Here is a 23,272-nt window from a genome sequence, read left to right as displayed (position 1 = left end):
CGTATGACAACCATCTTCGTGAAGCTGCTCGCCAACGCCGTGGCCCTGTCGGCCGCCGTCTGGCTGGTGAATGACATCACTCTCGGTGAGCCCGGTGAGAGCACCGGTGGCAAGGCCGTGACGCTGCTCATCGTGGCGCTGATCTTCGGTGTGGTGAACATCGTCGTCAAGCCCATCGTGAAGTTCTTCGCCCTGCCCCTGCTGATCGTGACCCTCGGCCTGTTCACGCTGGTGATCAACGCTCTGATGCTGCTGCTCACCGACTGGATCTCGGGCGACAAGTTCGAGGTCGAGGGCTTCGGCTCGGCGGTGCTGGGCGGCTTGATCATCTCCATCGTTTCGTGGGCGGTCAACCTGATCCTGGATCGCGACTGAAACCGGCGGTACTGGACCGAGGAACGACCGACATGTATCGCATCTGCTTTGTCTGCTCGGGGAACATCTGCCGCTCCCCGATAGCCGAGGCGCTGCTCCGCGCCCGGCTCGTCGACGAGGGACTGGACACCGGCATCGTGGTGGACAGCGCCGGAACCGGCGGCTGGCACGCCGGGGAGCCCGCTGACCCGCGCGCCGTGGCCGCCATGAACGCCGCCGGATACCCGGCGGGCAGTGGGGACCACACCGCGCGGCAGTTCGAGGCCTCCTGGTTCGACGAGTGTGACCTGGTCATAGCGCTCGACCGGGGCCACGAGAGCGAGTTGCGCCGACTGGCGCCCGACGCCGCCACCGCCGAGAAGGTGCGGCTGCTGCGCGCCTTCGGCGACGACGGCGCGGACGCCGCCACCGGCGAGGCGCTGGACGTACCGGACCCGTACTACGGGGACGACGCGGGCTTCGCCGAGTGCCTGGACATCATCGAGGCCGCCCTGCCGGGTCTGCTGAGGACCGTTCGGGAGCGGACGGGGGCGGTGGGCTGAACCCCGCGCCCCCCGGGGCGCGGCAGCGGAGCGGCGGGTCGCGGACGACGACCGTGCCGGGGCGGACCCGGCCGGTGGTCGACGGGCCCGCCGTACACTCGTGCGGCAGGCCGAGGCGGCCTAGGGGGCGATAACCGGCCACATCGGACACACGACGGGAGAGCGGCGATGACGGGAGACGGGACGCGGGCCGTGCGGGCGGGCCTGCCGGCGGCTGAGGCGTACCAACCGCCCGTTCCCCCGCCGGTGTTCGCCGCACACTTCCATCTGCCGGGCGATCCCTCCGTCGCCCCCTACGGCTACGGCCGCGAGTCCAACCCGACCTGGGTCGCGCTCCAGGAAGCCGTCGCCGAGCTGGAGTCACCGGGCGAACGCGCCGAGGCCCTCGTCTTCCCCTCGGGGATGGCGGCGATCTCCGCCACCCTCCTCAGCCTGGTCAAGGCGGGCGAGTCCGTGGTGCTGCCGTCCGACGGCTACCAGATCTGGCCGAAGCTGCGCCGGCGCGCCGAGGAGCGGGGCATCGTCTGCCACACCGCGCCGACGGGCGGCGACGGCCAGCTGACGGCGCTGCGCGCCGCGTGGGACCGGGGCGAACGGGTGCGGCTGCTCTGGCTGGAGACCCCCTCCAACCCCGGCCTCGACGTCTGCGACATCGCCGCCCTGGCGCGCGAGGCGCACGAGCGGGGCACGTGGGTCGCCGTCGACAACACCCTCGCCACCCCGCTCGGCCAGCGCCCGCTGGAGCTGGGCGCCGACCTGTCGGTGGCCAGCGGCACCAAGGCGCTCAACGGCCACGGCGACGTGCTGCTCGGCTATGTCGCCTCCCGCGACCCGGAGTTGGTCGAGGAGATCCGCCAGTGGCGCACCGTGCTGGGCGCCATCCCCGGCCCCATGGAGGCCTGGCTGGCGCACCGCGGCCTGGCCACGCTCCAGCTGCGCGTGGCGCGCCAGGCGGAGAACGCGCTGGCCGTGGCGCGCGCGCTGGCCGAGCGCCCCGAGGTCAGCGGGCTGCGCCACCCGGGGCTGCCGGAGGACCGCGACCACGCGCTGGCCGCGCGGCAGATGCGCTCCTTCGGCTGCGTGGTCTCGTTCACGCTGCCCGACCGCGCCCACGCCGAACGCTTTCTGGCGGCGCTGCGGCTGGTCGACGACGCCACCAGCTTCGGCGGGGTCAGGTCGACGGCCGAACGGCGCGGGCGCTGGGGCGGGGACGCCGTGCCGGAGGGGTTCGTGCGGTTCTCACTCGGCATCGAGGACCCCGAGGACCTGGTGGCCGACGTGCGCCGGGCGCTCGCCGACGCCGCCGGCTGAACCCGGCGGCGACCAGCGCGAGGTTTCGTGGCGCGGCGTGCGGGCCACATGAACCCCATGGACCAGGCACAACCCGTGGTCAAACGCACCGCACGGGCCATCCTGCTGGACGGCCCCGAGCTGATCGTGATCAAACGCGTGCGGCCCGGCAGCCCGCCCTACTGGATCACCCCCGGCGGCGGCGTCGAGCCGAGCGACCCGAGCGTGGTCGCGGCGCTGCACCGGGAGGTCTTCGAGGAGCTGGGCGCCCGCGTCACCGACGTGGTACCGGCGTTCGTCGACACCGTGCCGCACGTGCCGGAGCAGGGGGAGGACGGGCCGGCGGGGCTGAAGGTGCAGCACTTCTTCGTCTGCCGGCTGGTCTCGATGGACCCGTCCCTGCGCCACGGCCCCGAGGTCACGGAGCCGCGCGGCACCTACGAGACCGTCCGACTGCCGTTCAGCCGTGAGGGGTTGGACTCGGTCAACGTGGTGCCGCCGAGCCTCAACGCCTACCTCGCCCGCAACATCCCCGGCATCCACGCCCTCCTCGCCCCTGACTTCGCCCACCGCTGATCCGTGGACGCGGGCGCGGTGCCCCCGCCGGAAGGGCCGCTCCTCGGCCCGTCAGCCGAACCAGCCGCCCGACGGCGGGGGCGACGACGGCGGCTCCGGCCGTTCCGCCCGGCGCGCACGCTCCAGCGCGCGCAGCGCCTCCGCGCGCCACTCGGCCGCCTGCGACGCGGACTGCGGCACGGACTCCGGCACGGACTGCGGCGCCGGCGGCACCGGCGGCACCGGCGGCACCTGCTGCGCCGGGGCGGGATGGTAGTGGTGCGGCGCCGGACCGCCGTAGCCGCTCTCGTGCGCGGGCTGCCGCGGGTACCCATACCCGTACTCGTACTCGTGGGCGTACCCGTATCCGTCCCCGTGCTGGTAGCCGTGGGCGTGCGCCGGCACGGGCACCTGCGCGGCGTGCGAAACGGCCGGCAGCACCGGCGCCGACGCCGGCATCCGCGGAACGGCGTCCGCCGGCGGAACCTGAGGCACCGGCGGAACCTGAGGCGCCGGCGGGACGTGCGAGGCCGGCACCGGCGGAGCCACGGACGGCGGCGGCACCGGCTCCAGGGGCGCGGAACCGCGCTCCGGCGCCTCCCGTTCCTCCCTCGCGTCCTTCGCCTCCTTCGCCGCCCCGAAGAAGTCGCCGCCCTTGCGGCGTTGGTCGTCCGTTCCCCAGTCACGCGCCGACCGCTTGGGCGCCTTGACCAGGTGGGGTATGTGCTTGGCGCAGTGGATGTACGCCTCCTCCACCTCCAGCCGCACCCAGATCCTGGTGCGCCGCCCCGGTACCGACTCCTCGGGCAACCAGGGGTGTGCCGCACGGAGTTCACCGTCGTCGGCCATCCGCGCCCGCCCGTTGACGTGCAGCCCTATCCGCGCGCGGTCGAAGTCGAGCAGCAGCAGCCCGGCGTGCGGGTTCTCGGCGAGGTTGCCGAGCGAGGCGTGCACCCCGTTGCCCCGGTACTCGGGCCAGGCGAGCGTGCGCGAGTCGAGGGCCACGAGAAACCCGGCCGGGCCGGCGCGGAAGGTGTTGTCGCACTCGCCGTGCCGGTCGGAGGTGGCCAGAAAGAACATCTCGGCCGCCGCGACGAACTCCAGCATCCGCTCGTTGAGATGGTCGAGGACCTGGTCACGGTAGAAGCGGTCGGCGCGTCCCTGTGTGCCCAGCCGTTCCTGAAGCGCGTGTTCGCCGTCGCTGCCCGGGCGATCGGCGCGCTGGGCCAGCTGTGCCGGCCATCCGTTTCCCGCTGTCCCTGCCATGGCGCTTACTTTCTACGGTTGCCGAAGTTGTCGGTGGTGGGAGGCCGGCGCCGGTGGCGCCGTGGGCGGCCTCACCGCGTGGGCGAGGCCGGCCCCTCGGTGACCCGCACCAGCGAGCCGACGAAGTCGTGTCTGATGCGGTCGGCGGGGATGCCGCTGGAGACCAGGGCGTCCACCCCCTTGCGGATCATCTGCGGCGGTCCCGAGAGATAGCCGTCGAACTCCCGCCAGGGGCCCAACTCTCGCACGGCCTCGGGGAGCTGCCCCGCCATGCCGAGGGTGGAGCGCTCCGCGACCACGGGCCTGACCGCGAGCCAGGGGTGGCGCCGCTCCAGGTCGAGGAAGGACTGCAGGTCGTACAGCTCGTTGTCCCGGTTGGCGCCGAAGAACACCTCGACCTGACGCCGTTGGCCGCGCTCCGCGACGTCCTCGACCAGCGCCTTGATCGGCGCGATGCCGGTGCTGCCGCCCATGCACAGCAGCCCGCGGTCCGAGGCGTGGTCCAGCGTCATCGAGCCGGCCGGCGCGCCCAGACGCAGCACGTCGCCGGGCCGCGCACGGTGCACCAGCGAGCGCGAGACCCAGCCGGCCGGCACGGACTTCACATGGAACGACAGCAGCCCGTCGGACCGCGGCATCGAGGCGAACGAGTAGGACCGCCACACCCGGGGCCACCAGGGGGTCTCCAGGCTGGCGTACTGACCGGCGCGGTAGGGGTACGGCTGGTCGGGGCGGACGGTGACGACGGCGACGTCGTGCGTCCTGCGCTCGTGCGAGACGATCTCGGCGTCCCACCACGGGGGCGCCACCGACTCGTCCTCGTCCGCGGCGTCGATCATGGTCTGCGACATCAGCGTGTAGACGCGGACCCAGGCCGCCTCGGTCTCCGGGCCCCAACTGCGCGGCGCGTACCGTTCCAGCGCGTACATCAGCGCCTCGCCGACCAGCGGGTACTGGTCGGCGCGCACCCCGTACTTCCGGTGGCCCCGGCCGAGGTCCCGCAGATAGCTGGTCAGCTTCTCCGGCTCGTCGATGGTCTCGGCGGCGGAGAGCAACGCGCCGAATATCCGGTCGCGTTGCGCGTCCATCGCGGCGGGGAACATGTCGCGCAGATGCGGGCCGTAGGTGAAGAGCAGCGCGTAGAAGTAGGACGTCGCCTCGTCGGCCACCGGAGCCATCTCCGCCAGGCTGCGCCGGATCGCCTTGGCGTCGCGGGACGGCTGGACGCCACTTCCGAGATCATGCTGCACGGTGGCACCCTCGTCGGCCGATATAGCGGTCATGCCCTGCCTCGCCTCACTCAACTCCCGGTCGGACAGCGTGTCAGCACGCTCACCGGAAGCGGGGCGGTTAACCGGAAACCGGCCAGCGATCCCTCGGACCCCGTAAACTGAGCGGCTCGCCGCCCCGATGCGGGACTGACCTTACCGTTATACGGACGAGACACAAGCCCCGTGCGGGGAAGGGCGGTTCGCCCCTTTCCCCCACGTCTTCCTAGGCTGTCCCGCATGGACATCTTTCTGCGTGCCGCGACTTCGGACGATGTGCCGGAAATCGTCGCCATGTTGGCGGACGACCCGCTCGGTGCCACCCGGGAGAGCCCCGACGACCTCGCGCCCTACGAGGCGGCGTTCGCACGCTTCTCCGCCGACCCGCACCAGCGGCTCCTGGTCGCCGAGGAGAACGGGCGGGTCGTCGGCACGCTCCAGCTGGCGATCCTCTTCGGGCTCTCCCGTCGAGGCGCCTCCCGCGCGCTGATCGAGGCCGTGCGGGTGCGCACCGACCGGCGCGGCGCCGGCATCGGCGGCTGGCTGATCCGCCAGGCCGTCGAGGAGGCGCGGCGGGAGGGGTGCGCGCTGGTCCAGTTGACCTCGGACGCCAGCAGGACCGACGCGCACCGCTTCTACGAACGGCTCGGGTTCGAGGCCACCCACGTGGGATACAAGCTCACGCTCTGAACGGCCCCCCGCCCCGCGCCCCCCGGGCACTCAGGCCGTCCAGCCCGTCGGGTCGCTGCCGCCCGGCACGGGCGCGGCCGGCTCGTAGGGTTCCCTGGTGAACACGAAGGTGCCCACGTCGAGATGGGTGACCCGGCCGTCGGGCCCCCGCTGGACGGTCAGCCTCTCCCCCGCGTAGTAGGCGTCCAGGCCCAGCCACTCCTCCGCGCCGACCCGCCGGAACCGCGAGCCGCGCCCCGAGCCGCCCGTCGGGTACAGCGAGACGCCACCGGCGTCGTCGAGCCGCAGGGTGTGGGAGGTCGTGCCCCAGTACCAGTCGCCGGTCAGCGGCAGCAGCGCCGGGTCGGCGTCGGCCGCCGGCCGCCAGGGCTCGGGGAAGCTCGGCTCGCGCCGGCGCAGGGTGGAGAGCAGGTCGAACGTGAGGGAACGCACGGCGGGCCCGGCCGTGGCGTTGGCCAGCACGGCTGCCGCGGTGCGCTGCTCGGGGTCGAACCAGACCCCCGCGAGAAAGCCCGGCAACGAGCCGCCGTGACCGAACAGTTGGCGGCCCTCGTGCTGGACGACCTGAAGACCGAGGCCGTAGCCGCTGGTCAGATCGGTCAGCTCCAACGGCACGGCGGAGGATCGCATCTCGGCCCGGCTGTCGGCGCCGAGCACCGCGTCGGCGTTCTCGTGGTGCCCCGTCAGGAAGGCGGCGAACGCGCAGAGGTCCTCCGTCGTCGACCACAGCTGCCCCGCCGGCGCCATCCGCCCGGTGTCCACCTCCGGCTCCGGCTGCCGCAGGTCGGCGTGGGGGTGCACGGCCCAGCCGCGCGCCGCCGGCTCCCGCCGCTCGTAGGAGGTGCGCTCCATGCCGAGCGGCGCCAGCACCTCGCGGCGCAGCACCGTGTACCACGGCTCGCCGCGCAGCCGTTCCACCAGCGCGCCGAGCAGCGCGTAGCCGGGGTTGGAGTAGTGGAAGCGCCGCCCGGTCGGGTGGAGTTCCTGGTCGGGACCGAAGAGGTCGGGCAGCTCGGGGCGCAGCTCGCCCGGGGTCCGCTCCCACCAGGGTCCCCGGGACTCGGCTGCCAGCCCCGCGGTGTGCGCGAGCAGCTGCGCGACGGTCGCGCCGCCGCCGTGCGGGGTGGGCAGCCAGCGCTCGATCGGCTGGTCGAGCTCGATCAGGCCCTCGTCGCGCAGCCGCAGCACCAGCACCGCCGTCAGGGACTTGGTGATGGAGGCGATGCGGAAGCGCACCTGTTCCGGGGCGGCCCCGACCGGAAACTCGCCGACACCGCCGCTCCAGACCGGCTTCCCCTCGCGGGCCACGGTGGCGACCAGGGCGGGGACCCGCCCCGCCGCCTGGCAGGCCGCCGCGCGGTGCGCCAGCTCCCGCCGGGTCTCGGGCAGCGGCTCGGTGAAGGCGGCGCCCGGATCGACGCTGGTCGTGCCGTCACTCGCGCTGTGCTGGTGGCTGTTCTCGCGGCTCTTGTCGGTCATGGGGAACACCTTTACCCACCGGGGTACCCGGCCGCGAGTAGCGGGGGCTGCTTCCTCCGGCAGACGCGGCGCGTGGTGGCGCGGGGGAGCGCGGCGAAAACCGGTCGCCGGCCCGCCGAGACCTCGGCCAGTCTGAACGGGTGACCTCACACGACGACCACCCACCGATCCGCCTTCTCACGCCGGCCGACCTGGGTGCCTGCCTCGACCTCGCCGAAGAGCACGGCTGGGGACGCGAGGAGCACAAGTGGCGCCTGCTGCTCGCCTCGGGAACGGGGTACGGGATCGACGCCCCCGCCGACGACCCGGCCGGCGGGCTGCTGGCGACCGTGATCCGCACCTCCTACGCGGAGCGGTGGCACGCCGTCGGCATGATGCTGGTGGCCGGCCGCCGCCAGCGGCGCGGCCTGGGGATGCGGCTGATGCGCCGGGTGGTCGAGGACGCGGCGGGGGCCCCGTTGCTGCTCACCGCCACGGACCAGGGGCGGCCTCTCTACGAACGGCTGGGGTTCAAGGCGATGGGCGGCATCACCACGCTGCGCGGCACCCTCACCGAGCCGCCCGTGGGCGGGGAGAACCGTGGGGACGACGGCGGGGTCGCGGTGCGGCCGGCGCGGGCGGCGGACCTGCCGGAGATCCTCGCCTACGACCTCGTGGCCTTCGGCGCCGACCGGACCGAACTCCTCGCCCGGCTGCCGCGCTTCGCCGACCGTTTCCTGGTGGCCAGGACCCCCGAGGGCCGCCTGGCCGGCTTCGGCGCCTCCTGGCCCAACGTCACCACCACCTCGATCGGCCCGCTGGTCGCCGACGACGCGTCCGTGGCCAGGGCGCTGCTGACCCCGCTGGCGCTGGGCACCCCGACCCCGGCCCGCTTCGACGTCGGCGACGACCAGCCGGAACTGGCCCGCTGGCTCCACGCGCGCGGCCTTGAGGAGACCGGACACACGGAGCTGATGATCCACGGCGCGCACACTCCCCCCGGCACCCCCGCCCGCCGCTTCGCGCCCTTCTCCATGGCCCACGGGTAGCCCCGCCCCGGCGGTGCGGGAACCCCCGTCCGCGTGGCCACGGCACCGTCGCCCGTACGCGGGAGGACACGGCCGATTCGTTCAAGACCCCCGCCGTCGCCGCTTCCTACGCTGGCCCCATGACACCGCGAATGGACATGATCGGCCTGGTCACGGACGACCTGACGGCCTCGCTCGCCTTCTACCGCCGCCTCGGCGTGACCGTGCCGGAGGACGCCGCCGAGCCGCACGCCGAGACGGTGCTCGACGGCGGCGTGCGGCTCGCCTGGGACACCCTGGAATCGGTGCGCTCGATGCGCCCCGACTACCAGCCGAGGCCGGAGGGCGCACGAGTCTCGTTGGCCTTCCGCTGCGACAGCCCGGCCGAGGTCGACTCCCTCTTCCGCGAGCTGGTCGACGCCGGCCACCCCGGTGAGCACGAGCCCTGGGACGCGGTCTGGGGGCAGCGCTACGCCGTGGTGCTCGACCCGGACGGCAACTCCGTCGACCTCTTCGCCTGGCAGCACTGAGCCCCCATCGTCCGCGTCAGGGCGTCAGCAGCCTCCCCACCGGCACCCCGGCCAGCGCTCTGAACTCCCGCGCGAGATGGGCCTGGTCGGCGTAGCCGACCTCGGCCGCCACCGCCGCCAGCGGCGCCCCGCCCCTGGCCAGGGCCAGGGCGCGCCGCATCCGCAGCACGCGGGCCAGCGTCTTCGGGCCGTATCCGAAGGCGCGCAGGCTGCGACGGTACAGCTGCCGTTCGCTGATCCCGAGCCCGCGCGCCGTCTCCGCCACCGAGCGCCCGGCCCCCAGGGCGGCCACCGCCGCCGGTCGCCAGCGTTCCCGCGTGGGCGGCTCGCCGAGCCTGGCGAGCGCCGCCTCCTGGAGCACGGCGCCCGGGCGCTCGGCGAGCGCGACGCGCTCGGTCAGCTCGCGCACCACCCGCCCCGGCCAGGCCTCGGCCAGCGCCACCCGGGCGTCGACGAAGGCGTCCGCCGGCTCCCCGAGCACCAGCGGCGCCTGCCCGGGCGCGAAGCGGAGTCCCACGCAGGGCAGCTCGGCGCCCTGGTAGCCGACCAGCGCACGGGTGTCGGGCCCGGCGACCACCAGCCGGTCGCCGATCAGGATCAGGTCCATGCAGCCGTCGGGCAGCACCCGGCCCGGGGCGTCTCCCGGTCGGGGAACGCTCCGCCAGAGCACCGCCCCCGGCAGCCGCTCGGCAGGCCGTTCGCTGTACACGCCTCCCAGCATGGCAGGCTGAGCCCCATGCGCCGTATGGGACTGGTAACCCTGGTGGTACCGGAGTACGACGAGGCGATCGCCTACTACACCGAGGTGCTCGGTTTCACGTTGCGCGAGGACCGGCTGCTCGCGCCCGACGGGAAACGCTGGGTGGTCGTCGCCCCGAGCCCGACGGCGGAGACCGGGCTGCTGTTGGCGCGGGCGGTCGGCGAACGGCAGCGGGCGCGGGTCGGGGACCAGACCGGTGGCCGGGTCGGGTTCTTCCTCGACACGGACGACTTCGACGCCGACCTGGCCCGGCTGATGGCGGCCGGGGTCACCCTGGAAGAGCCGCCGAGGACCGAGAGCTACGGCCGGGTGATGGTCTTCGTGGACCGTTACGGCAACCGTTGGGACCTCATCCAGCCGGCCCACGGCTCGGGCAGCTCCTCGGCGTAGAGACGCAGCAGTTCGAGGAGTCGGTTGGCGGGCTGGGCGCTCCAGTGCGCGCCGTCCGGCCGGGGCTGGTCCGCGAGCCGCAGCACCGCCCAGCTCAGCTGGTGCCACAGCACGCCGGCCACCAGTCCCGGCCCCCGCTCGGCGAGCGTCCTCGGCCCCTCGGGGGAGCCGTCGTCGAGATAGCCGGTGAGCACCGGGGGCAGCCTCCGCGGCGGCACCTTGGCGAACTCCATGGCCGGATCGGCCCATGCGGCGTCGCCCCAGTCCAGCAGCGCGGTGAGCGAGCCGTCCTCGGCGAAGAGCAGGTTGCCCGCCGCGATGTCGCCGTGGATCAACGTCGCCCGCGCCGGCTTGTCCCGGGCCCCGTCGAGGCGGTCGAGCCAGCGGCCCAGCCAGTCGGCCAGCGCGGGGCTCAGATAGCCGCGGCCGGCCAGCCCCTCGATTCCGGCGCGCGGGTCGTCCGACCCGTCCGCGGGCACCCCCGCCCGCACCTCGTCCGGGACCTCGGCGGAGTGCAGCGCCGCCAGTTCCCGGCCGAGCGCCCGCAGTCCGGCGTCGCCCGGCTCGCCCTCGTCGGCCGGCCCGCCGGGCACGCGACGCATCAGCAGCCAGGGGAGCGGCAGCTCGCCCCGGTCCAGCAGCGCCGGCGTCCGCACCCCGCGGCGCACCGCGAACGGGATCACCAGCGCCTCCTTGCGCAGGTCGTTCGCGAACCCCTCCCGGGCGACCTTGAGTACCCACTCGCCACCCAGCAGCCAGACCCGGGCCGCCTCGCCCTGCACCGGCGACGGCCTGACGGACTCCCAGGCGACCCCGTGGGCGGTGGCGATCTCGCGCACCGCGCGCGACTCCGGCGAGAGACGCCGCTCCTCACGTTCCATGAGAGCGGACCGTACCGGGGGAACCTGACCCGTCGGCCACCGGTTTTCACCGGGCCATGACCTTCCGAAGGACGTTCCTCGACCACGCACGGCCGGCGCTCGCGACCGGTCGACGCGGCCGGGCGGCATGACCGGCGAACGCGGCACAGCGCGGTCCCTGGCGCGATCGTGACCAGCACGGCACGGAGGGCACCTCCGACCGGTGCAGGATGAGCGGGTGAGCAAAACTCTCCCTCCCGACCTCGGCGATTTCCTCCGCTCCCGGCGCGCCCAGCTGCGCCCAGAGGACGTCGGGCTGCCGACGCTGGGGCGGCGTCGGGTACCCGGGTTGCGGCGCGAGGAGCTGGCCGAGATAGCCGGGATCAGCGTCGGCTACTACACCCGGCTGGAACAGGGCGCGAGCCCCGGGGTTTCCGACCAGGTGTTGCACTCGCTCGCTCGCGCCCTCGGCCTGGACGAGGCCGAGCAGCGTCACCTGCGGCAGTTGGCCAGGCCGCGCCAGGTCGCCTCCGCCCCCGCCGAGGCGCTGCGACCGGCGCTGGTCGCGCTCGTTCGCGCCCTGGACGAGACTCCGGCGCTGGTGCTGGGCCGCCGGGGAGACGTGCTGGTGTGGAATCGGCTGGCCCACACGCTGCTGGCCCCGCATCTTCCGCACGCCGCCCGGCCCAATGTGATCCGGCTGTTGTTCCTCGACCCCTGCCTGCGGCGACTCTTCGGAGTCGGGTGGGCCTCCCGATGTCGGGACATGGTCTCCGACCTCCGACGGGCGACGAGCCTCCACCCGGGCGATCGGGTGTTGCGACAGCTGGTGGAGGAGCTGATCCGGGAGAGCGAGGAGTTCCGCCGGCTCTGGGCCGGGCACCAGGTGGAGGTCTGCTCGACCCACACCCTCACCTATCAGCATCCCGTGGTGGGCGCGCTCACGCTGACCGACCATCTCGCCGAGCTACCGGAGGACCCGGGGCAGCGACTCGTTCTCTATGCCGCGCTGCCGGGCAGCGACTCCGCCGATGCGCTGCGCCGACTCCGGGCGCGACTCGGGCCGCTCGCCCACGATGTTCCACGTGAAACATGAGCTTCTTGTTCCACGTGAAACATCGACACGAGGTGGAGCGGGTCAGGTGGTGTAGTCGGCGTTGATCCGCACATAGCCGTCGGAGAGGTCGCAGCCGTAGACCGTGGCGGCGTCCTCCCCGAGCCCGAGCGTGACGCCGATCTCCACCTCGTCCCGGCGCATGATCTCCACCAGCCGGGCCAACTCCTCCTCACCGGTGGCCCGCGGGTAGACCTCCATCGCCCCGAAGCGCACGGTCGTCTTCTCCGGGGTGATGGCGAGGTCCTCCTCGTGTTCGGTGTTCTTGCCGACGGCCATCACGACGCGGCCCCAGTTGGGGTCGGCGCCATGGACCGCGGTCTTCACCAGCGGTGAGTTGAGGACGCTCTTGGCGATCCGCTTCGCCTGCCCCGGGCTCGCGGCGCCCTCGACCACCACCCGCAGCAGCTTGGTCGCCCCCTCGCCGTCCCTGGCCAACTGCTCGGTCAGCTCCAGGCAGACGGCGTGCACGGCCTCGGCGAACGCGTCCGGGTCGACCGGCCCGGCGGCACCGTTGGCCAGCAGCGCCACGGTGTCCGACGTGGAGGTGTCGGTGTCCACGCTGAGGCAGTTGAAGGTGCGGTCGACCGCGCTGCGGAGGGCGTTGTCCAGCTCGATCGGACCGACCTCGGCGTCCGTCACCAGATAGGCCAGCATGGTCGCCATGTCGGGCTCGATCATGCCGACGCCCTTGGCCACCCCGACGACGCGGGCGCCGCCCACCGTGCGGCTGCTGACCTTGGCATGGGTGTCGGTGGTCATCATGGCCCCGGCCACGGCCAACGGGCTCGCATCGAAGTCCCGCGCGCCGGCGACCGTTCCCCCCGCTCCGGCCTCACCGGCCCCGTCGCCGCCGAGATGCGCGCGCAGCGGCGCCATGGGCAGCTGGCGACCGATCACCCCGGTGGAGCTGACGAGCACCCGCTCGGCCGGGATCCTCAGCAGCTCCCCGACGAGGGCGGCCAACTCCGCCGCGTTCCGCTCGCCCTCGGCGCCGGTGGCCACATTGGCGTTGGCGGCGACCGTGACGATGGCGCTCATCCGCTGGTCGGCCGCGTGACGGCGGCTGAGCACCACCGAGGGGCCGGCGAAGCGGCTACGGGTGAAGACGGCGGCGCTGACCGCCGGTCGCTCCGAGGCGATGATCGACAGGTCGTTCCCGTTCCGTCGCACCCCGGCGTGTCCCGCGTACCCGAGGAAGCCCTGGGGCCACTCGACGCCCGCACCCACACCGTCCGCATCATTATTCGCCATGCAACATATGTTTACACGCACGGGCGCGCCCGTCCATCCCCCCTCCGGGGCGACGGGGGAGGGACGGGCGCCGAAGGCGGTCTCAGATGCGGCCGATTCCCAGGGTGTTCTCCCGCGGCAGCAGCCCGGACTTGAGCATGACCACCCAGAACTCGCCCAGCAGCTCGACGAGTCGGGCCTTCTCCTCGCCGCTCAACGCGTCCCAGGGGCCGGCCGCCAGGATGTCGGTCTCCCGCTCGATCCTCGCGCGCAGCGCGCGCCCCTCCTCCGTGGCCGTGCCGTCGGCCGCCAGCAGTCCGCGGGCGGTCAGCCGCCGCTCGGCCGCCGACCACTCGGCCGGCTCCCATCCCCGGCTCTCGAAGACCTCGGTGGAGGCCGCGCCGAACGCGGCGAACGACACCAGCGACTCGACCGGGTCCAACTCCGCGACCAGCAGCGCCGCCAGATGCCCGTCGCCCCGGTGCTCCCGCAGCACGGCAGCCGCCTGCCACAGCCGCAGATGCGGCGCCTCCGGCAGGGGCAGCGCGGCGTTGGCGGCGGCCAACGGCCGGCCGGCGCACTCCGCCGCCGCTGCCGCCCGTTCGACCAGCTCGGCCGCCTCGGCAAGCTCGGGGCTGTCCACCCGGTCGCCCAACAGCCGCCGGTAGACCCGGTCGACCACCCGCAGCCTGGCCTCCAGCACCGCGGCCGGCTCGGCCGTCGACCAGAGGTCGGTCGCGTGCCGGCGCACCATCGCGGGGGCGAAGCTGTAGAAGGCGGAGGCCACGGGCCTGGGCCCGACCGGACCCAGCGGCGCGGCCCGGCAGGCGAAGTAGGCGCGCCAACGATCCTCGGCCGGGTACCCCAGGGCACCCAGCTCCTCGGCCGTTTCGGGCGCGAAGTAGAGCACGGCGTGCGGTGGCTCCAGCAGGTGCCACAGCTGACGCACCTGTCCCAGGTCACGGGTCATTCGGTCCACCTCCGGTACTGCGCGACAGAACGGCGCCAGCCTGACCCGCCGCACCAGATCTTGTCAACGACAAGATGCGCTTAGGGTGTCCCCATGCGCAGCCAACGCCCTTACCACCACGGCGATCTGCGGCGCGCCCTGATCACCGCCGCGCTGGAGGTCATCGCGGCCGAAGGGCCGAACGCGGTCAGCCTGCGGGAGCTGGCACGGCGCGTCGGCGTCTCCCATGCGGCGCCCGCTCACCACTTCGGCGACCGGGCCGGGCTGCTGACGGCCGTCGCGGTCGACGGATACCGGCTGCTCGTCGACGAGCTGGACCGGGCGACCGATCTGCGTGACCTCGGCGGTCGCTATGTGTCCTTCGCGCTGACGCATCCGGCACACTTCCAGGTCATGTTCCGCCCGGAACTGCTCGACCGGGACACCCCCGCGCTCGTCGCCGCCCGGGCCGAGACCCGCGAGCGGCTGGAGCGCGGGATCGCCGCACGGCAGCCCGACGACCCCCGGCTGGGCGGACTCGCCGCGTGGTCGCTGGCGCACGGCCTCGCCACCCTGCTGCTCACCGGCAACCTGCCGACGCTGGAGGGGGGCGACCCGGCCGAGCTGTTCCGCACCGTCTGCACCCACCCGCTGTTCCACCCGGAGCCCGAGCGCTGAGTCGGCGCCCGCGCTATCGCTCCAGCCGGCGCGCCACCGCCTTGAAGAACGTGTAGTGGAACGTGCCCTCGCCCGCCGCCGCCAGCCGGAGCTGCTCGATCCCCAGGTCCCACTCGTCCGGCGTGGCCAGCCCGGCCGCCAGCGCCTCGTCGCGCACCGACGCGATCGCCGCGACGAACGTGTCGCGGGTGAAGCCGGCCCGCAGCCACTCGCGGGTGCGGTCCGCGTAGACGGTGCGCGGCCGGACGCGCGCGTCGGTGAATCCGGCCGCCTCCAGCAGCGGCAGCAGCCGCCGCCCCAGCGAGGCATCGCCTCCGGCCGCCGCCTGGAGCCGCGCCTGGCAGTCGATGACCGCCCTGGCCGGCGCACTGTCCGGGTGGAAGAAGACCGAGCCGTGGTCCCCCTCGATCACGGTGAGCGAGCCGCCGGGCCGCAGCACGCGCCGCAGCCGTTCCAACGCGTCCGCCGGGTCGGCGAGATGCTCCAGCACGAAGCAGACGAAGACATGGTCGAACGCGCCCTCGTCGAAGGGGAGGGCGAAGAGATCGGCCTGGCGCCACTCGACGAGCGCCCCCGGCGCGTGTTCCGCGACGCGCGCCCGCGCGATCGCCAGCGACTGCGCCGAACGGTCGACCGCGACCAGCCGGGCCCCCGGGCTGTGGCCGACCAGATGCCTCGTCTGCGCGCCGACGCCGCAGCCGACCTCCAGCACCCGGCTGCCGTCGGGGTAGCGGGTGCCGGAGTGCAGCAGCTCGGCGAGCACGTCCGCCTGGTCGCCGAGGCGCGCGGCCTCGCGCTCCGAGTAGCCGTGCACATAGCCAACGGCGGGGACCTCGCGGGAGACCGGGCCCACGGGGGCGTGAGGGATGAACGTTTCCATGGCCCCACCCTGGCCGGGATGATGGCCCCGTGAGCAGGTCCAAAGACTCCGGTCATGACAGGTCCAAAAGGGACGAGGAGAGAGCGGGGTCGGACTTCCTCCAGCTGGACATGGCGCTGGCCCCCGCCGGCGGCCGGGCCGACTGGCTCGCCGGACAGCTGCGGCTGGCCATCGCCGACGGCCGGCTCCCGCTCGGCGCCCGGCTGCCCGCCACCCGCGCGCTCGCCGCCGAGTTGCGCGTGTCGCGCGGCGTGGTGACCGAGGCCTACCGCCGACTGATGGAGGAGGGCCAGATCGCCGGACGACGGCGCAACGGAACCGTGGTGGTCGCCGCCCCACACCTGTCGGTCAGAAATGGTCAACCCCGTGCACTCGCGGACCCGTTCGACGGGGAACCCGGCAAGGACGCGTTTGACGCACTGCGCGCCGCCCCCGCCGGGATCGACCTCTCGCCCGGGCTGCCCGACCTCGCCGCCTTCCCCCGCGCCGCCTGGCTGCGCACGGAACGTGCCCTGCTCAGCCGGCTGCCCGCCGCCGAGTTGGGCTACGGCGATCCGCGCGGCACCCCGGCGCTGCGCGCGGCCGTCGCCGACTGGCTGGCCCGCAACCGCGGGGTCCTGGTCACCCCGGACGAGGTGCTGATCGTCGCCGGCACCGCCCAGTCGCTCAGCCTGCTGGGACGGCTGCTGCACCGCGAGGGCTCGCGGGAGGTCGCCGTCGAGGACCCGGGGTCGCTCGGCGCGCGCCAGCACCTCGCGGACTGCGGCCTGGCCACGCCACCCGTCCCCGTCGACGAGGAGGGCGTGCGCGTCGAGGCGCTCGCCCGACTCGACGCACGGACCGTGCTGCTCACCCCGGCGCACCAGTTCCCCACCGGCCAGGTGCTCTCCGGCCGACGGCGGCGCGAGTTGGTGCGCTGGGCGGCGGAACGCGAAGGGCTGATCGTCGAGGACGACTACGACGCCGAGCACCGCTACGACCGCCCGCCGGTCGCCGCCGTCCGTTCCCTGCTGGCCGAACGGGTCTGCTACGCGGGAAGCGTCTCCAAAACCCTCTCACCCGCGCTCCGCGTCGGCTGGCTGGTCCCACCGCCGCACTGGCACGAGCGCCTGGTGGAGGCGAAGAGGTTCGCCGACCTCGGCAACGCGGTGCTTCCCCAACTGGTGCTCGCCGCCCTCATGGAGAGCGGCGAACTGGAACGCCATCTGCGGCTGACCCGCCGCCGACACCGGGCCCGCAGGGACGCGATGGTCGCGGCGCTGCGGTGGCGGCTGCCGCACGCGGTGGTGCACGGCACCGCGGCGGGGCTGCACCTGACGGTGACGCTGCCCGAGGGGGTCGACGACTCGGCGCTGGCCGCCCGCGCGCTCGCGCTCGGTGTGCGCACCCAACCGCTGAGCTGGCACCGGCAACTCCCCGGCCCCCCGGGACTGGTCCTCGGCTACGCGGCGACCGCGCCCGGGCTGATCGACGCGGGCGTGGCCGTCCTCGCCCGCGCCCTGCGTGAGTGCGGCTGAGTCCGCCGGAACCGCACGGTCACAGCCCGCCCCGGCACGCCACGCCACGCCACGCCACGATGAGGAATCCCCGAACCCGCCCTCACCGCCCCGGATCTGCACGTGGTGATGTGCCGTGCGTGGTGCACCGTTACCTGTGTGCCGTGCTGAGCTGCGCCGTTGCCGGGGAGTCGAACCCCTGCGTTGCTCCTCACGCACCAGGAGGGCCGGAATGACCGCCGGCCGCGGCGTGTGCACGCCTCCGGAGCGGCTACCCGCTCCTCTCGTCCCCGCCTCGCCGGGTCAGTCCAGCAGATCCGCCTCCCAGTTGACGCGCTGGATACGCACGTCGGTCTCCCGGATCTCCCGCGCCAACGCGTCCGCCTGGGCGCGCAGTTCGGCGACGGGGAGCGCCGAGAGCATCTTCAGCTCGGAGCGCAGCTGCCGTCCGCGACCGCCGGCGCCGGCCGCCGCGTCCGCCGCGGCGGTGACCACCGCGTGGCGCAGCCGCAGGGTGTCCCGGCGCGCGAGCGCGTCGGTCAGCGTCTCCCCGGGCCCCATGCGCACCGCGGCGTTGGTCCTGTTGATCCGTCGGATCAGCGTTTCGAGGGTGTCCAGCACCTCGCCGGCCTCGGCCAGCAGCGCCGCCGCGTCCTCGGCCGGGGTCTCGCCCTCCTGATAGCGCGCGCTGCCGACGACCCGCGCCCTCAGCTGCTCCACCCGACGCGCGGCCTCCGCGCGCTCCGCCAGTGCCTCGGCCAGCTTCATCGCTCCCCCTCTCGTGCGGCCATCGTCGCCGCTCCCCGAACACGCACGACTATATGAACAACCCTCGCGCCCGGCACCCCGTTTGCCCACCGACCGCCGTCCCCACGCCCTCCCCGCGTCGTCCCAGGTCGACACGCCGGGGCGCCCCGGGGGAGAGCCGTCGAGGAGGCTCAGAACCCGCCCTCCATGTTGACGAAGCGGGAGTAGTGGCCCTGGAAGGCGACCGTGATGGTGGCCGTCGGGCCGTTCCTGTGCTTGGCGACGATCAGGTCGGCCTCGCCCGCGCGGGGCGACTCCTTCTCGTACGCGTCCTCCCTGTGCAAGAGGATGACCATGTCGGCGTCCTGCTCGATCGAACCCGACTCACGGAGGTCCGAGACCATCGGCTTCTTGTCCGTGCGCTGCTCGGGGCCGCGGTTCAGCTGGGAGAGCGCCACCACCGGCACCTCCAGCTCCTTGGCCAGCAGCTTCAGGTTTCGCGACATCTCGGAGACCTCCTGCTGCCGGCTCTCGGGCCGGCGGCTGCCGCCCGTCTGCATCAGCTGGAGGTAGTCGATGACGACCAGCTGGAGGTCGTTGCGCTGCTTCAACCGCCGGCACTTGGCCCTGATCTCCATCATCGAGAGGTTCGGCGAGTCGTCGATGTAGAGGGGCGCCTCGTTGACCTCGGCCATCTGGCGGGCCAGGCGGTTCCAGTCCTCGTCGGTCATGCTGCCGGAACGCATGTGGTGCAGCGCGACCCTCGCCTCGGCGGAGAGCAGGCGCATCGCGATCTCGTTGCGCCCCATCTCCAGCGAGAAGATCACGCTCGGCAGCTTGTGCTTGATCGAGCAGCTGCGTGCGAAGTCGAGCGCCAGCGTCGAGTTGTGCGTCGGCACCATCGAGCGGGTGGCGAGGTAGAGATGGTCCGGGTTGTCCACCTGGACACAGCGGACCGGCACGCTGGGGACCTCCCGGACGCCCGTGACGACCCGCCGCTCCGAAGCGGGGTCCACACCCGTGGGCGTGAACGTCAGGAAGTGGCTGCCGGCCGGCCCGCTCCGGGACTCGCAGCGGTGGCCGAGGCCGACGAGCAGCTCACGGACGTCCTCGGCCAACCTCACGCCGGCCACCTCCAGCCGCACGGAGCCGGCGTCGGCGCCCGGCCCCGCGTCCGTCGACGCCGCGTCCAGCAGGCCGGCGAGCAGCTTCGCCCGCTGGGCGGGGGACGCGCGCAGATAGCCCGAGGGCACCCGCCTGTCCTCCACCACGCCCAACTCCCGCAACCCGGCGAGCAGCTCCCCCTCACCCGCGGCTGCCGCGTCCCCCCCGAGCCAGGCACCCAGCGCGTACGGCGGGACCGGCAGCTCCCTTCGGGGCAGGTCGAGCGGGGCCGCGTTCCGCACCGTGTGCGGCGGGAGGGCCTCGTCGAGGGGGTCGTACCACGTCTCGGCGAGCTCCTTGGTGGTCCTGACGGCGACGGTGTCCCTCTCCGTCAGCCACTGGTGGTCCGCGTCGGCGACCACGGTCGTGCCGTCGTCGAACGCCACCTCGTAGCAGGGGCGTCCGGTCATCACCCCCGTCGCCTCCACCACCCGCGTCGGCCTGCCCGAGGCGTCGAGCAGGCGGTCGCCGGGCCGCACCTCGCCCATCGTGGTCCACCCCGTCGGGGTGGGCAGCGGGGTGTCGAGGGCCAGGGCCTTGCCCATCGCGGGGCGGGCGGCGATGACGACCATCTGGCCCGGGTGCAGCCCGTTGGTCAACGAGTCGAGATCGGTGAAGCCCGTGGGCACACCGGTCATCTCGCCGCTGCGGTTGCTGATGGCCTCGATCTCGTCGAGCGCGCCCTCCATGATGTCGCCGAGCGGCAGGTAGTCCTCCGCGGTGCGCTGCTCGGTGACCTGGTAGACCTCGGCCTGCGCGGAGTTGACGATGTCGTCGACGTCCCCGTCGGCGGCGTACCCCATCTGGGTGATCCGGGTGCCGGCCTGCACCAGGCGGCGAAGCACCGCGCGGTCGTGCACGATCTCCGCGTAGTACTCGGCGTTGGCCGCCGTCGGCACCATCTGCACCAGCGAGTGCACATAGCCGGCGCCGCCGATCTTGGCCAGCTCGCCGCGCTTGGTCAACGCGTCGGAGATCGTGATCGGGTCGGCGGGCTCGCCCTTGGCGTAGAGGTCGAGGATGGCCTCGTAGATCGTCTCGTGCGCCGGCTTGTAGAAGTCCCGTCCGCGCAGCACCTCCACGACGTCCGCGATGGCGTCCTTCGACAGCAGCATCCCGCCGAGCACCGACTGCTCGGCCGCGAGGTCCTGCGGGGGCAGCCGCTCGAAGGCCGCGCGCTCGTCCGGCGGCTCCTCCTCCGCGCTCGCGCGGGGACGCGAGACGGAGAAACGGTCACCCGCGTCGGCCTCGTCCCACGCAGCTCCCGCGTGCTCCAGATCCGCCATCGTCCCGCCTCCTCCCGGCCAGGGCACCGCGCCCACACCCATGTCTACGGCACGGCTCTGACAGTTCGGCTGACGGGCGGCGCGAGCGGGCTCGGCCGACCCCGGAAACCGGGCCGGGCGGACCTACGGTACGGCCAGGATCGCGGTCCACCAACCCGAGTTATCCACAGGCTATGTGGATTTCAGATCAGACCCTGTGGATAACTCACCCCTTCCTGTGGACCAACCGGGGACCCCGCCTTCCGCCATACGGACACCCTCACGGCGAAACCGCTCACCACCTGCGACTTTCCCACAGGGTGACGGGCGATGCGGAACGGGTTGCCGCCCCCGTCGACTTACCTGAAAACCGGCCCGCCCGGCCCGCCGAACAACCGGACACACGAGCGAAGGTAAGGGCTGGATACCTATTGCGTCCATTACCTGTGGATGTTTGGATCGTGTCATGTCATCCAGCAGCAGGGCGGAGGTCCCGCCGCCGTCCGCCATGGGCGAACGAACGCCGGAGAGTGACCCGCGAGAGCGCCGGCGACGGATGCGGCGGCACGACCGGGAGATACTCGCGCTCGCCCTGCCGGCGTTCGGCAGCCTGGTCGCCGAACCGCTCTTCCTGATGGCCGACAGCGCGATGATCGGCCATCTGGGCACCGCCCAACTGGCCGGCCTCGGCGTCGCCGCCGCGCTGCTGACCACCGTGGTCAACGTCTTCGTCTTCCTCGCCTACGCCACCACCGCCTCGGTGGCCAGAAGCGTCGGCGCCGGGGACCTCCCCACCGCCATCCGGCGCGGCATGGACGGCGTCTGGCTCGCGCTGCTGCTCGGCGCCGTGCTGATCACGGTGCTGATCCCCGCCACCCCCGCCGTCGTCGACGCCTTCGGCGCCTCCGAGACCGCCGCCCCGCACGCCGTCAGCTATCTGCGGATCAGCGCCCTCGGCGTCCCCGCCATGCTGATGGTGCTGGCCGCGACCGGCGTGCTGCGCGGGCTCCAGGACACCAGGACCCCGCTGCTGGTCGCGGTGGGCGGCTTCAGCGCCAACATCGTGCTCAACGCGCTCTTCATCTACGGCCTGGACGGCGGCGTCGCCGGCTCGGCCTGGGGCAGCGTGCTCGCCCAGTGGGGCATGGCCGCCGTCTATCTGCGCGTGGTCGTCAGAGGCGCCCGGGCACACGGGGCCGTGCTGCGCCCCAGCGTCGCCGGGCTGCGGGCCAACGCCAGGGCCGGCGTTCCGCTGCTGGTGCGCACGCTCTCGCTGCGCGCCGTGCTGCTGATCGCGACCGCCGTCGCCGCCCGGCTCGGCGATGCCGACATCGCCGCGCACCAGATCGCCCTCACCCTCTGGACGCTGCTGGCGTTCGCGCTGGACGCGATCGCCATCGCCGGCCAGGCGATCATCGGCCGCTATCTCGGCGCCTCCGACCGGGAGGGCGCCCGGGCGGCCTGCCGGCGGATGGTGTGGTGGGGCGTGGTCGGCGGCGCCGGGCTCGCGGTGCTGCTGGTCGCGGCCATCCCGCTGGCGCTGCGGCTCTTCACCGGCGACCCGGAGGTGCGTGACCAGCTGCTTCCCGTGCTGCTGGTGATCGCGGTGACCCAGCCGATGGCCGGGGTGGTCTTCGTGCTGGACGGGGTGCTGATGGGCGCGGGCGACGGGCGGTATCTGGCGGTCGCGATGCTGTTGACGCTGGTGGTCTTCGCGCCGGTCGCGCTGCTGGTGCCGGCGCTGGGCGGCGGTGTGACGGCGCTCTGGGCGGCCGTCGCCGGGCTGATGATGGGCACCCGGCTGCTCACCCTGGGACTGCGGGCCAGGACCGGGCGCTGGATGGTGACCGGCGCCGCCTGACGGTGGTGCCCGGGAGAGGCACGACTCAAGGGACCCGGCGCGAGGGCCCCGGACATGACGAGGGGGCCGCGCCCCGGCCCGTGAAGGCTCCGGGGCGCGGCCCCCTCCGCCGCGCGAACTCCTCGTCGATCGTCGAGAGGCGTTACTTGGCGGCGTCGACCGTGATGCCGACGTTGGCCACGACGTCCGCGTGCAGCCGGACCGAGACCCGGTGCGAGCCGAGGCTCTTGATCGGGGTGCTCAGCTCGATGCGGCGCTTGTCCACGTCCGGGCCACCCGCGCTCTTCACCGCCGTGGCGATGTCGGCCGGGGTGACCGAGCCGAAGAGCCGACCGCCGTCGCCGGCGCGGACCTTCAGTCGGACCGTGACGCCCTCAAGCTGGGCCTTCACGTCGTTGGCCTGCTCGATCGAGGCGATCTCGCGGATCTTGCGACCGCGACGGATCTGCTCGACGTCCTTCTCGCCACCCTTGGTCCAGCGGATCGCCACACCACGGGGGAGCAGGTAGTTACGGGCGTACCCGTCCTTCACCTCGACGACGTCGCCGGCCATGCCCAGGCCGGAGACCTCATTGGTCAGGATGATCTTCATGTGTCATACCATCCTTTCCGGTCAGCGAGCGGTCGAGGTGTAGGGCAGCAGCGCCATCTCACGGCTGTTCTTGACGGCCGTGGCGACGTCACGCTGGTGCTGGGTGCAGTTGCCGGTGACCCGGCGGGCACGGATCTTGCCGCGGTCGGAGATGAACTTCCGCAGCAGGTTCGTGTCCTTGTAGTCGACGTAGGAGATCTTCTCCTTGCAGAACACGCAAACCTTCTTCTTGGGCTTGCGCGCGGGCGGCTTCGCCATCGTGTTTCTCCGGTGATTTCAAT

General features: G+C 73.3%; 24 protein-coding genes. 12 read left to right on the top strand and 12 right to left on the bottom strand.

Annotation, left to right across the window (positions count from 1 at the left end; translation table 11 throughout):
* Positions 1–3 precede the first annotated feature (3 nt).
* From FH715_RS12820 to FH715_RS12805, 4 genes are all read left to right on the top strand, one after another.
* On the top strand, positions 4–375 hold the full coding sequence (locus FH715_RS12820) for a phage holin family protein (RefSeq protein ID WP_139644604.1): 372 nt from the start codon (positions 4–6) through the stop codon (positions 373–375).
* 32 nt (positions 376–407) lie between these two features.
* On the top strand, positions 408–917 hold the full coding sequence (locus tag FH715_RS12815) for a low molecular weight protein-tyrosine-phosphatase (RefSeq protein WP_139644602.1): 510 nt from the start codon (positions 408–410) through the stop codon (positions 915–917).
* A 168-nt stretch (positions 918–1,085) separates the two neighbouring features.
* Positions 1,086–2,228, top strand: coding sequence for a cystathionine gamma-lyase (locus tag FH715_RS12810; RefSeq protein WP_139644600.1), 1,143 nt, complete (start codon positions 1,086–1,088; stop codon positions 2,226–2,228).
* A gap of 57 nt (positions 2,229–2,285) precedes the next feature.
* Entirely contained in the window at positions 2,286–2,783 is a 498-nt protein-coding gene (locus FH715_RS12805; protein ID WP_139644598.1) for an NUDIX domain-containing protein, read from the top strand.
* A 51-nt stretch (positions 2,784–2,834) separates the two neighbouring features.
* Here the strand turns inward: FH715_RS12805 and FH715_RS28890 are convergent, their stop codons facing one another.
* Together FH715_RS28890 and FH715_RS12795 are read right to left on the bottom strand one after the other, a co-directional pair.
* The gene (locus tag FH715_RS28890) at positions 2,835–4,028 is read right to left on the bottom strand and encodes a pyridoxamine 5'-phosphate oxidase family protein (RefSeq protein WP_139644596.1); all 1,194 of its coding nucleotides are present in this window, start codon (positions 4,026–4,028) and stop codon (positions 2,835–2,837) included.
* A 71-nt stretch (positions 4,029–4,099) separates the two neighbouring features.
* Positions 4,100–5,311, bottom strand: coding sequence for a globin domain-containing protein (locus FH715_RS12795; protein WP_139644594.1), 1,212 nt, complete (start codon positions 5,309–5,311; stop codon positions 4,100–4,102).
* A 225-nt stretch (positions 5,312–5,536) separates the two neighbouring features.
* Between FH715_RS12795 and FH715_RS12790 the strand changes: the two genes are divergently transcribed.
* Positions 5,537–5,986 carry a GNAT family N-acetyltransferase gene (locus FH715_RS12790; protein WP_139644592.1) on the top strand — a complete coding sequence of 150 codons (450 nt, stop codon included), beginning with the start codon at positions 5,537–5,539 and terminating at the stop codon, positions 5,984–5,986.
* A gap of 30 nt (positions 5,987–6,016) precedes the next feature.
* On the opposite strand, the gene FH715_RS12785 is transcribed toward FH715_RS12790, so the two are convergent.
* On the bottom strand, positions 6,017–7,465 hold the full coding sequence (locus FH715_RS12785) for a serine hydrolase domain-containing protein (RefSeq protein ID WP_139644590.1): 1,449 nt from the start codon (positions 7,463–7,465) through the stop codon (positions 6,017–6,019).
* Between the two features lie 140 nt (positions 7,466–7,605).
* Between FH715_RS12785 and FH715_RS12780 the strand changes: the two genes are divergently transcribed.
* Positions 7,606–8,493 carry a GNAT family N-acetyltransferase gene (locus tag FH715_RS12780; RefSeq protein ID WP_139644587.1) on the top strand — a complete coding sequence of 296 codons (888 nt, stop codon included), beginning with the start codon at positions 7,606–7,608 and terminating at the stop codon, positions 8,491–8,493.
* Between the two features lie 119 nt (positions 8,494–8,612).
* Positions 8,613–9,002, top strand: coding sequence for a VOC family protein (locus FH715_RS12775; protein WP_139644585.1), 390 nt, complete (start codon positions 8,613–8,615; stop codon positions 9,000–9,002).
* 16 nt (positions 9,003–9,018) lie between these two features.
* On the opposite strand, the gene FH715_RS12770 is transcribed toward FH715_RS12775, so the two are convergent.
* Positions 9,019–9,711, bottom strand: a complete 693-nt coding sequence (locus FH715_RS12770) for a helix-turn-helix transcriptional regulator (RefSeq protein WP_139644583.1) — start codon at positions 9,709–9,711, stop codon at positions 9,019–9,021.
* Positions 9,712–9,738: 27 nt separating this feature from the next.
* Between FH715_RS12770 and FH715_RS12765 the strand changes: the two genes are divergently transcribed.
* Positions 9,739–10,152: a VOC family protein gene (locus tag FH715_RS12765; RefSeq protein ID WP_139644581.1), complete on the top strand. Its 414-nt coding sequence runs from the start codon at positions 9,739–9,741 to the stop codon at positions 10,150–10,152.
* On the opposite strand, the gene FH715_RS12760 is transcribed toward FH715_RS12765, so the two are convergent.
* Complete coding sequence (locus tag FH715_RS12760; RefSeq protein ID WP_170184716.1) at positions 10,092–11,033, bottom strand: aminoglycoside phosphotransferase family protein; 942 nt, start codon at positions 11,031–11,033, stop codon at positions 10,092–10,094. The genes FH715_RS12765 and FH715_RS12760 overlap by 61 nt on opposite strands.
* Before the next feature lie 217 nt (positions 11,034–11,250).
* Between FH715_RS12760 and FH715_RS12755 the strand changes: the two genes are divergently transcribed.
* On the top strand, positions 11,251–12,108 hold the full coding sequence (locus tag FH715_RS12755; RefSeq protein WP_139644578.1) for a helix-turn-helix domain-containing protein: 858 nt from the start codon (positions 11,251–11,253) through the stop codon (positions 12,106–12,108).
* Positions 12,109–12,150: 42 nt separating this feature from the next.
* Here FH715_RS12755 and argJ read toward each other — a convergent pair whose 3' ends face one another.
* Positions 12,151–13,380 (bottom strand): bifunctional glutamate N-acetyltransferase/amino-acid acetyltransferase ArgJ, encoded by a 1,230-nt coding sequence (argJ, locus tag FH715_RS12750; protein ID WP_139644577.1) that lies wholly within the window; start codon positions 13,378–13,380, stop codon positions 12,151–12,153.
* An 82-nt stretch (positions 13,381–13,462) separates the two neighbouring features.
* Complete coding sequence (locus tag FH715_RS12745; protein ID WP_139644575.1) at positions 13,463–14,329, bottom strand: SCO6745 family protein; 867 nt, start codon at positions 14,327–14,329, stop codon at positions 13,463–13,465.
* Between the two features lie 93 nt (positions 14,330–14,422).
* Here FH715_RS12745 and FH715_RS12740 point away from each other — a divergent pair, with 93 nt between their 5' ends.
* Positions 14,423–14,986 carry a TetR/AcrR family transcriptional regulator gene (locus tag FH715_RS12740; RefSeq protein ID WP_139644574.1) on the top strand — a complete coding sequence of 188 codons (564 nt, stop codon included), beginning with the start codon at positions 14,423–14,425 and terminating at the stop codon, positions 14,984–14,986.
* A gap of 13 nt (positions 14,987–14,999) precedes the next feature.
* Here the strand turns inward: FH715_RS12740 and FH715_RS12735 are convergent, their stop codons facing one another.
* Complete coding sequence (locus FH715_RS12735) at positions 15,000–15,866, bottom strand: methyltransferase domain-containing protein (protein ID WP_139644571.1); 867 nt, start codon at positions 15,864–15,866, stop codon at positions 15,000–15,002.
* 29 nt (positions 15,867–15,895) lie between these two features.
* On the opposite strand from FH715_RS12735, the gene pdxR reads away from it, so the two are divergent.
* A complete protein-coding gene (gene pdxR, locus FH715_RS12730; RefSeq protein ID WP_425472708.1) occupies positions 15,896–17,383 on the top strand; it encodes a MocR-like pyridoxine biosynthesis transcription factor PdxR in 1,488 nt (495 codons plus the stop codon).
* Between the two features lie 282 nt (positions 17,384–17,665).
* Here the strand turns inward: pdxR and FH715_RS12725 are convergent, their stop codons facing one another.
* Positions 17,666–18,130, bottom strand: a complete 465-nt coding sequence (locus FH715_RS12725) for a DIP1984 family protein (RefSeq protein WP_139644569.1) — start codon at positions 18,128–18,130, stop codon at positions 17,666–17,668.
* Between the two features lie 170 nt (positions 18,131–18,300).
* The gene (gene dnaB, locus FH715_RS12720; RefSeq protein WP_425472710.1) at positions 18,301–20,388 is read right to left on the bottom strand and encodes a replicative DNA helicase; all 2,088 of its coding nucleotides are present in this window, start codon (positions 20,386–20,388) and stop codon (positions 18,301–18,303) included.
* Positions 20,389–21,046: 658 nt separating this feature from the next.
* Between dnaB and FH715_RS12715 the strand changes: the two genes are divergently transcribed.
* Positions 21,047–22,399: an MATE family efflux transporter gene (locus tag FH715_RS12715; protein WP_139644811.1), complete on the top strand. Its 1,353-nt coding sequence runs from the start codon at positions 21,047–21,049 to the stop codon at positions 22,397–22,399.
* 142 nt (positions 22,400–22,541) lie between these two features.
* Here FH715_RS12715 and rplI read toward each other — a convergent pair whose 3' ends face one another.
* The gene (gene rplI, locus FH715_RS12710) at positions 22,542–22,991 is read right to left on the bottom strand and encodes a 50S ribosomal protein L9 (RefSeq protein ID WP_139644566.1); all 450 of its coding nucleotides are present in this window, start codon (positions 22,989–22,991) and stop codon (positions 22,542–22,544) included.
* 21 nt (positions 22,992–23,012) lie between these two features.
* On the bottom strand, positions 23,013–23,249 hold the full coding sequence (rpsR, locus tag FH715_RS12705; RefSeq protein ID WP_003978893.1) for a 30S ribosomal protein S18: 237 nt from the start codon (positions 23,247–23,249) through the stop codon (positions 23,013–23,015).
* Positions 23,250–23,272 lie beyond the last annotated feature (23 nt).

The sequence above is a fragment of the Streptomyces sedi genome, from assembly GCF_006335015.1.
Classification (GTDB): domain Bacteria; phylum Actinomycetota; class Actinomycetes; order Streptomycetales; family Streptomycetaceae; genus Streptomyces; species Streptomyces sedi.
This window is presented reverse-complemented; position numbering and strand designations above follow the sequence as displayed.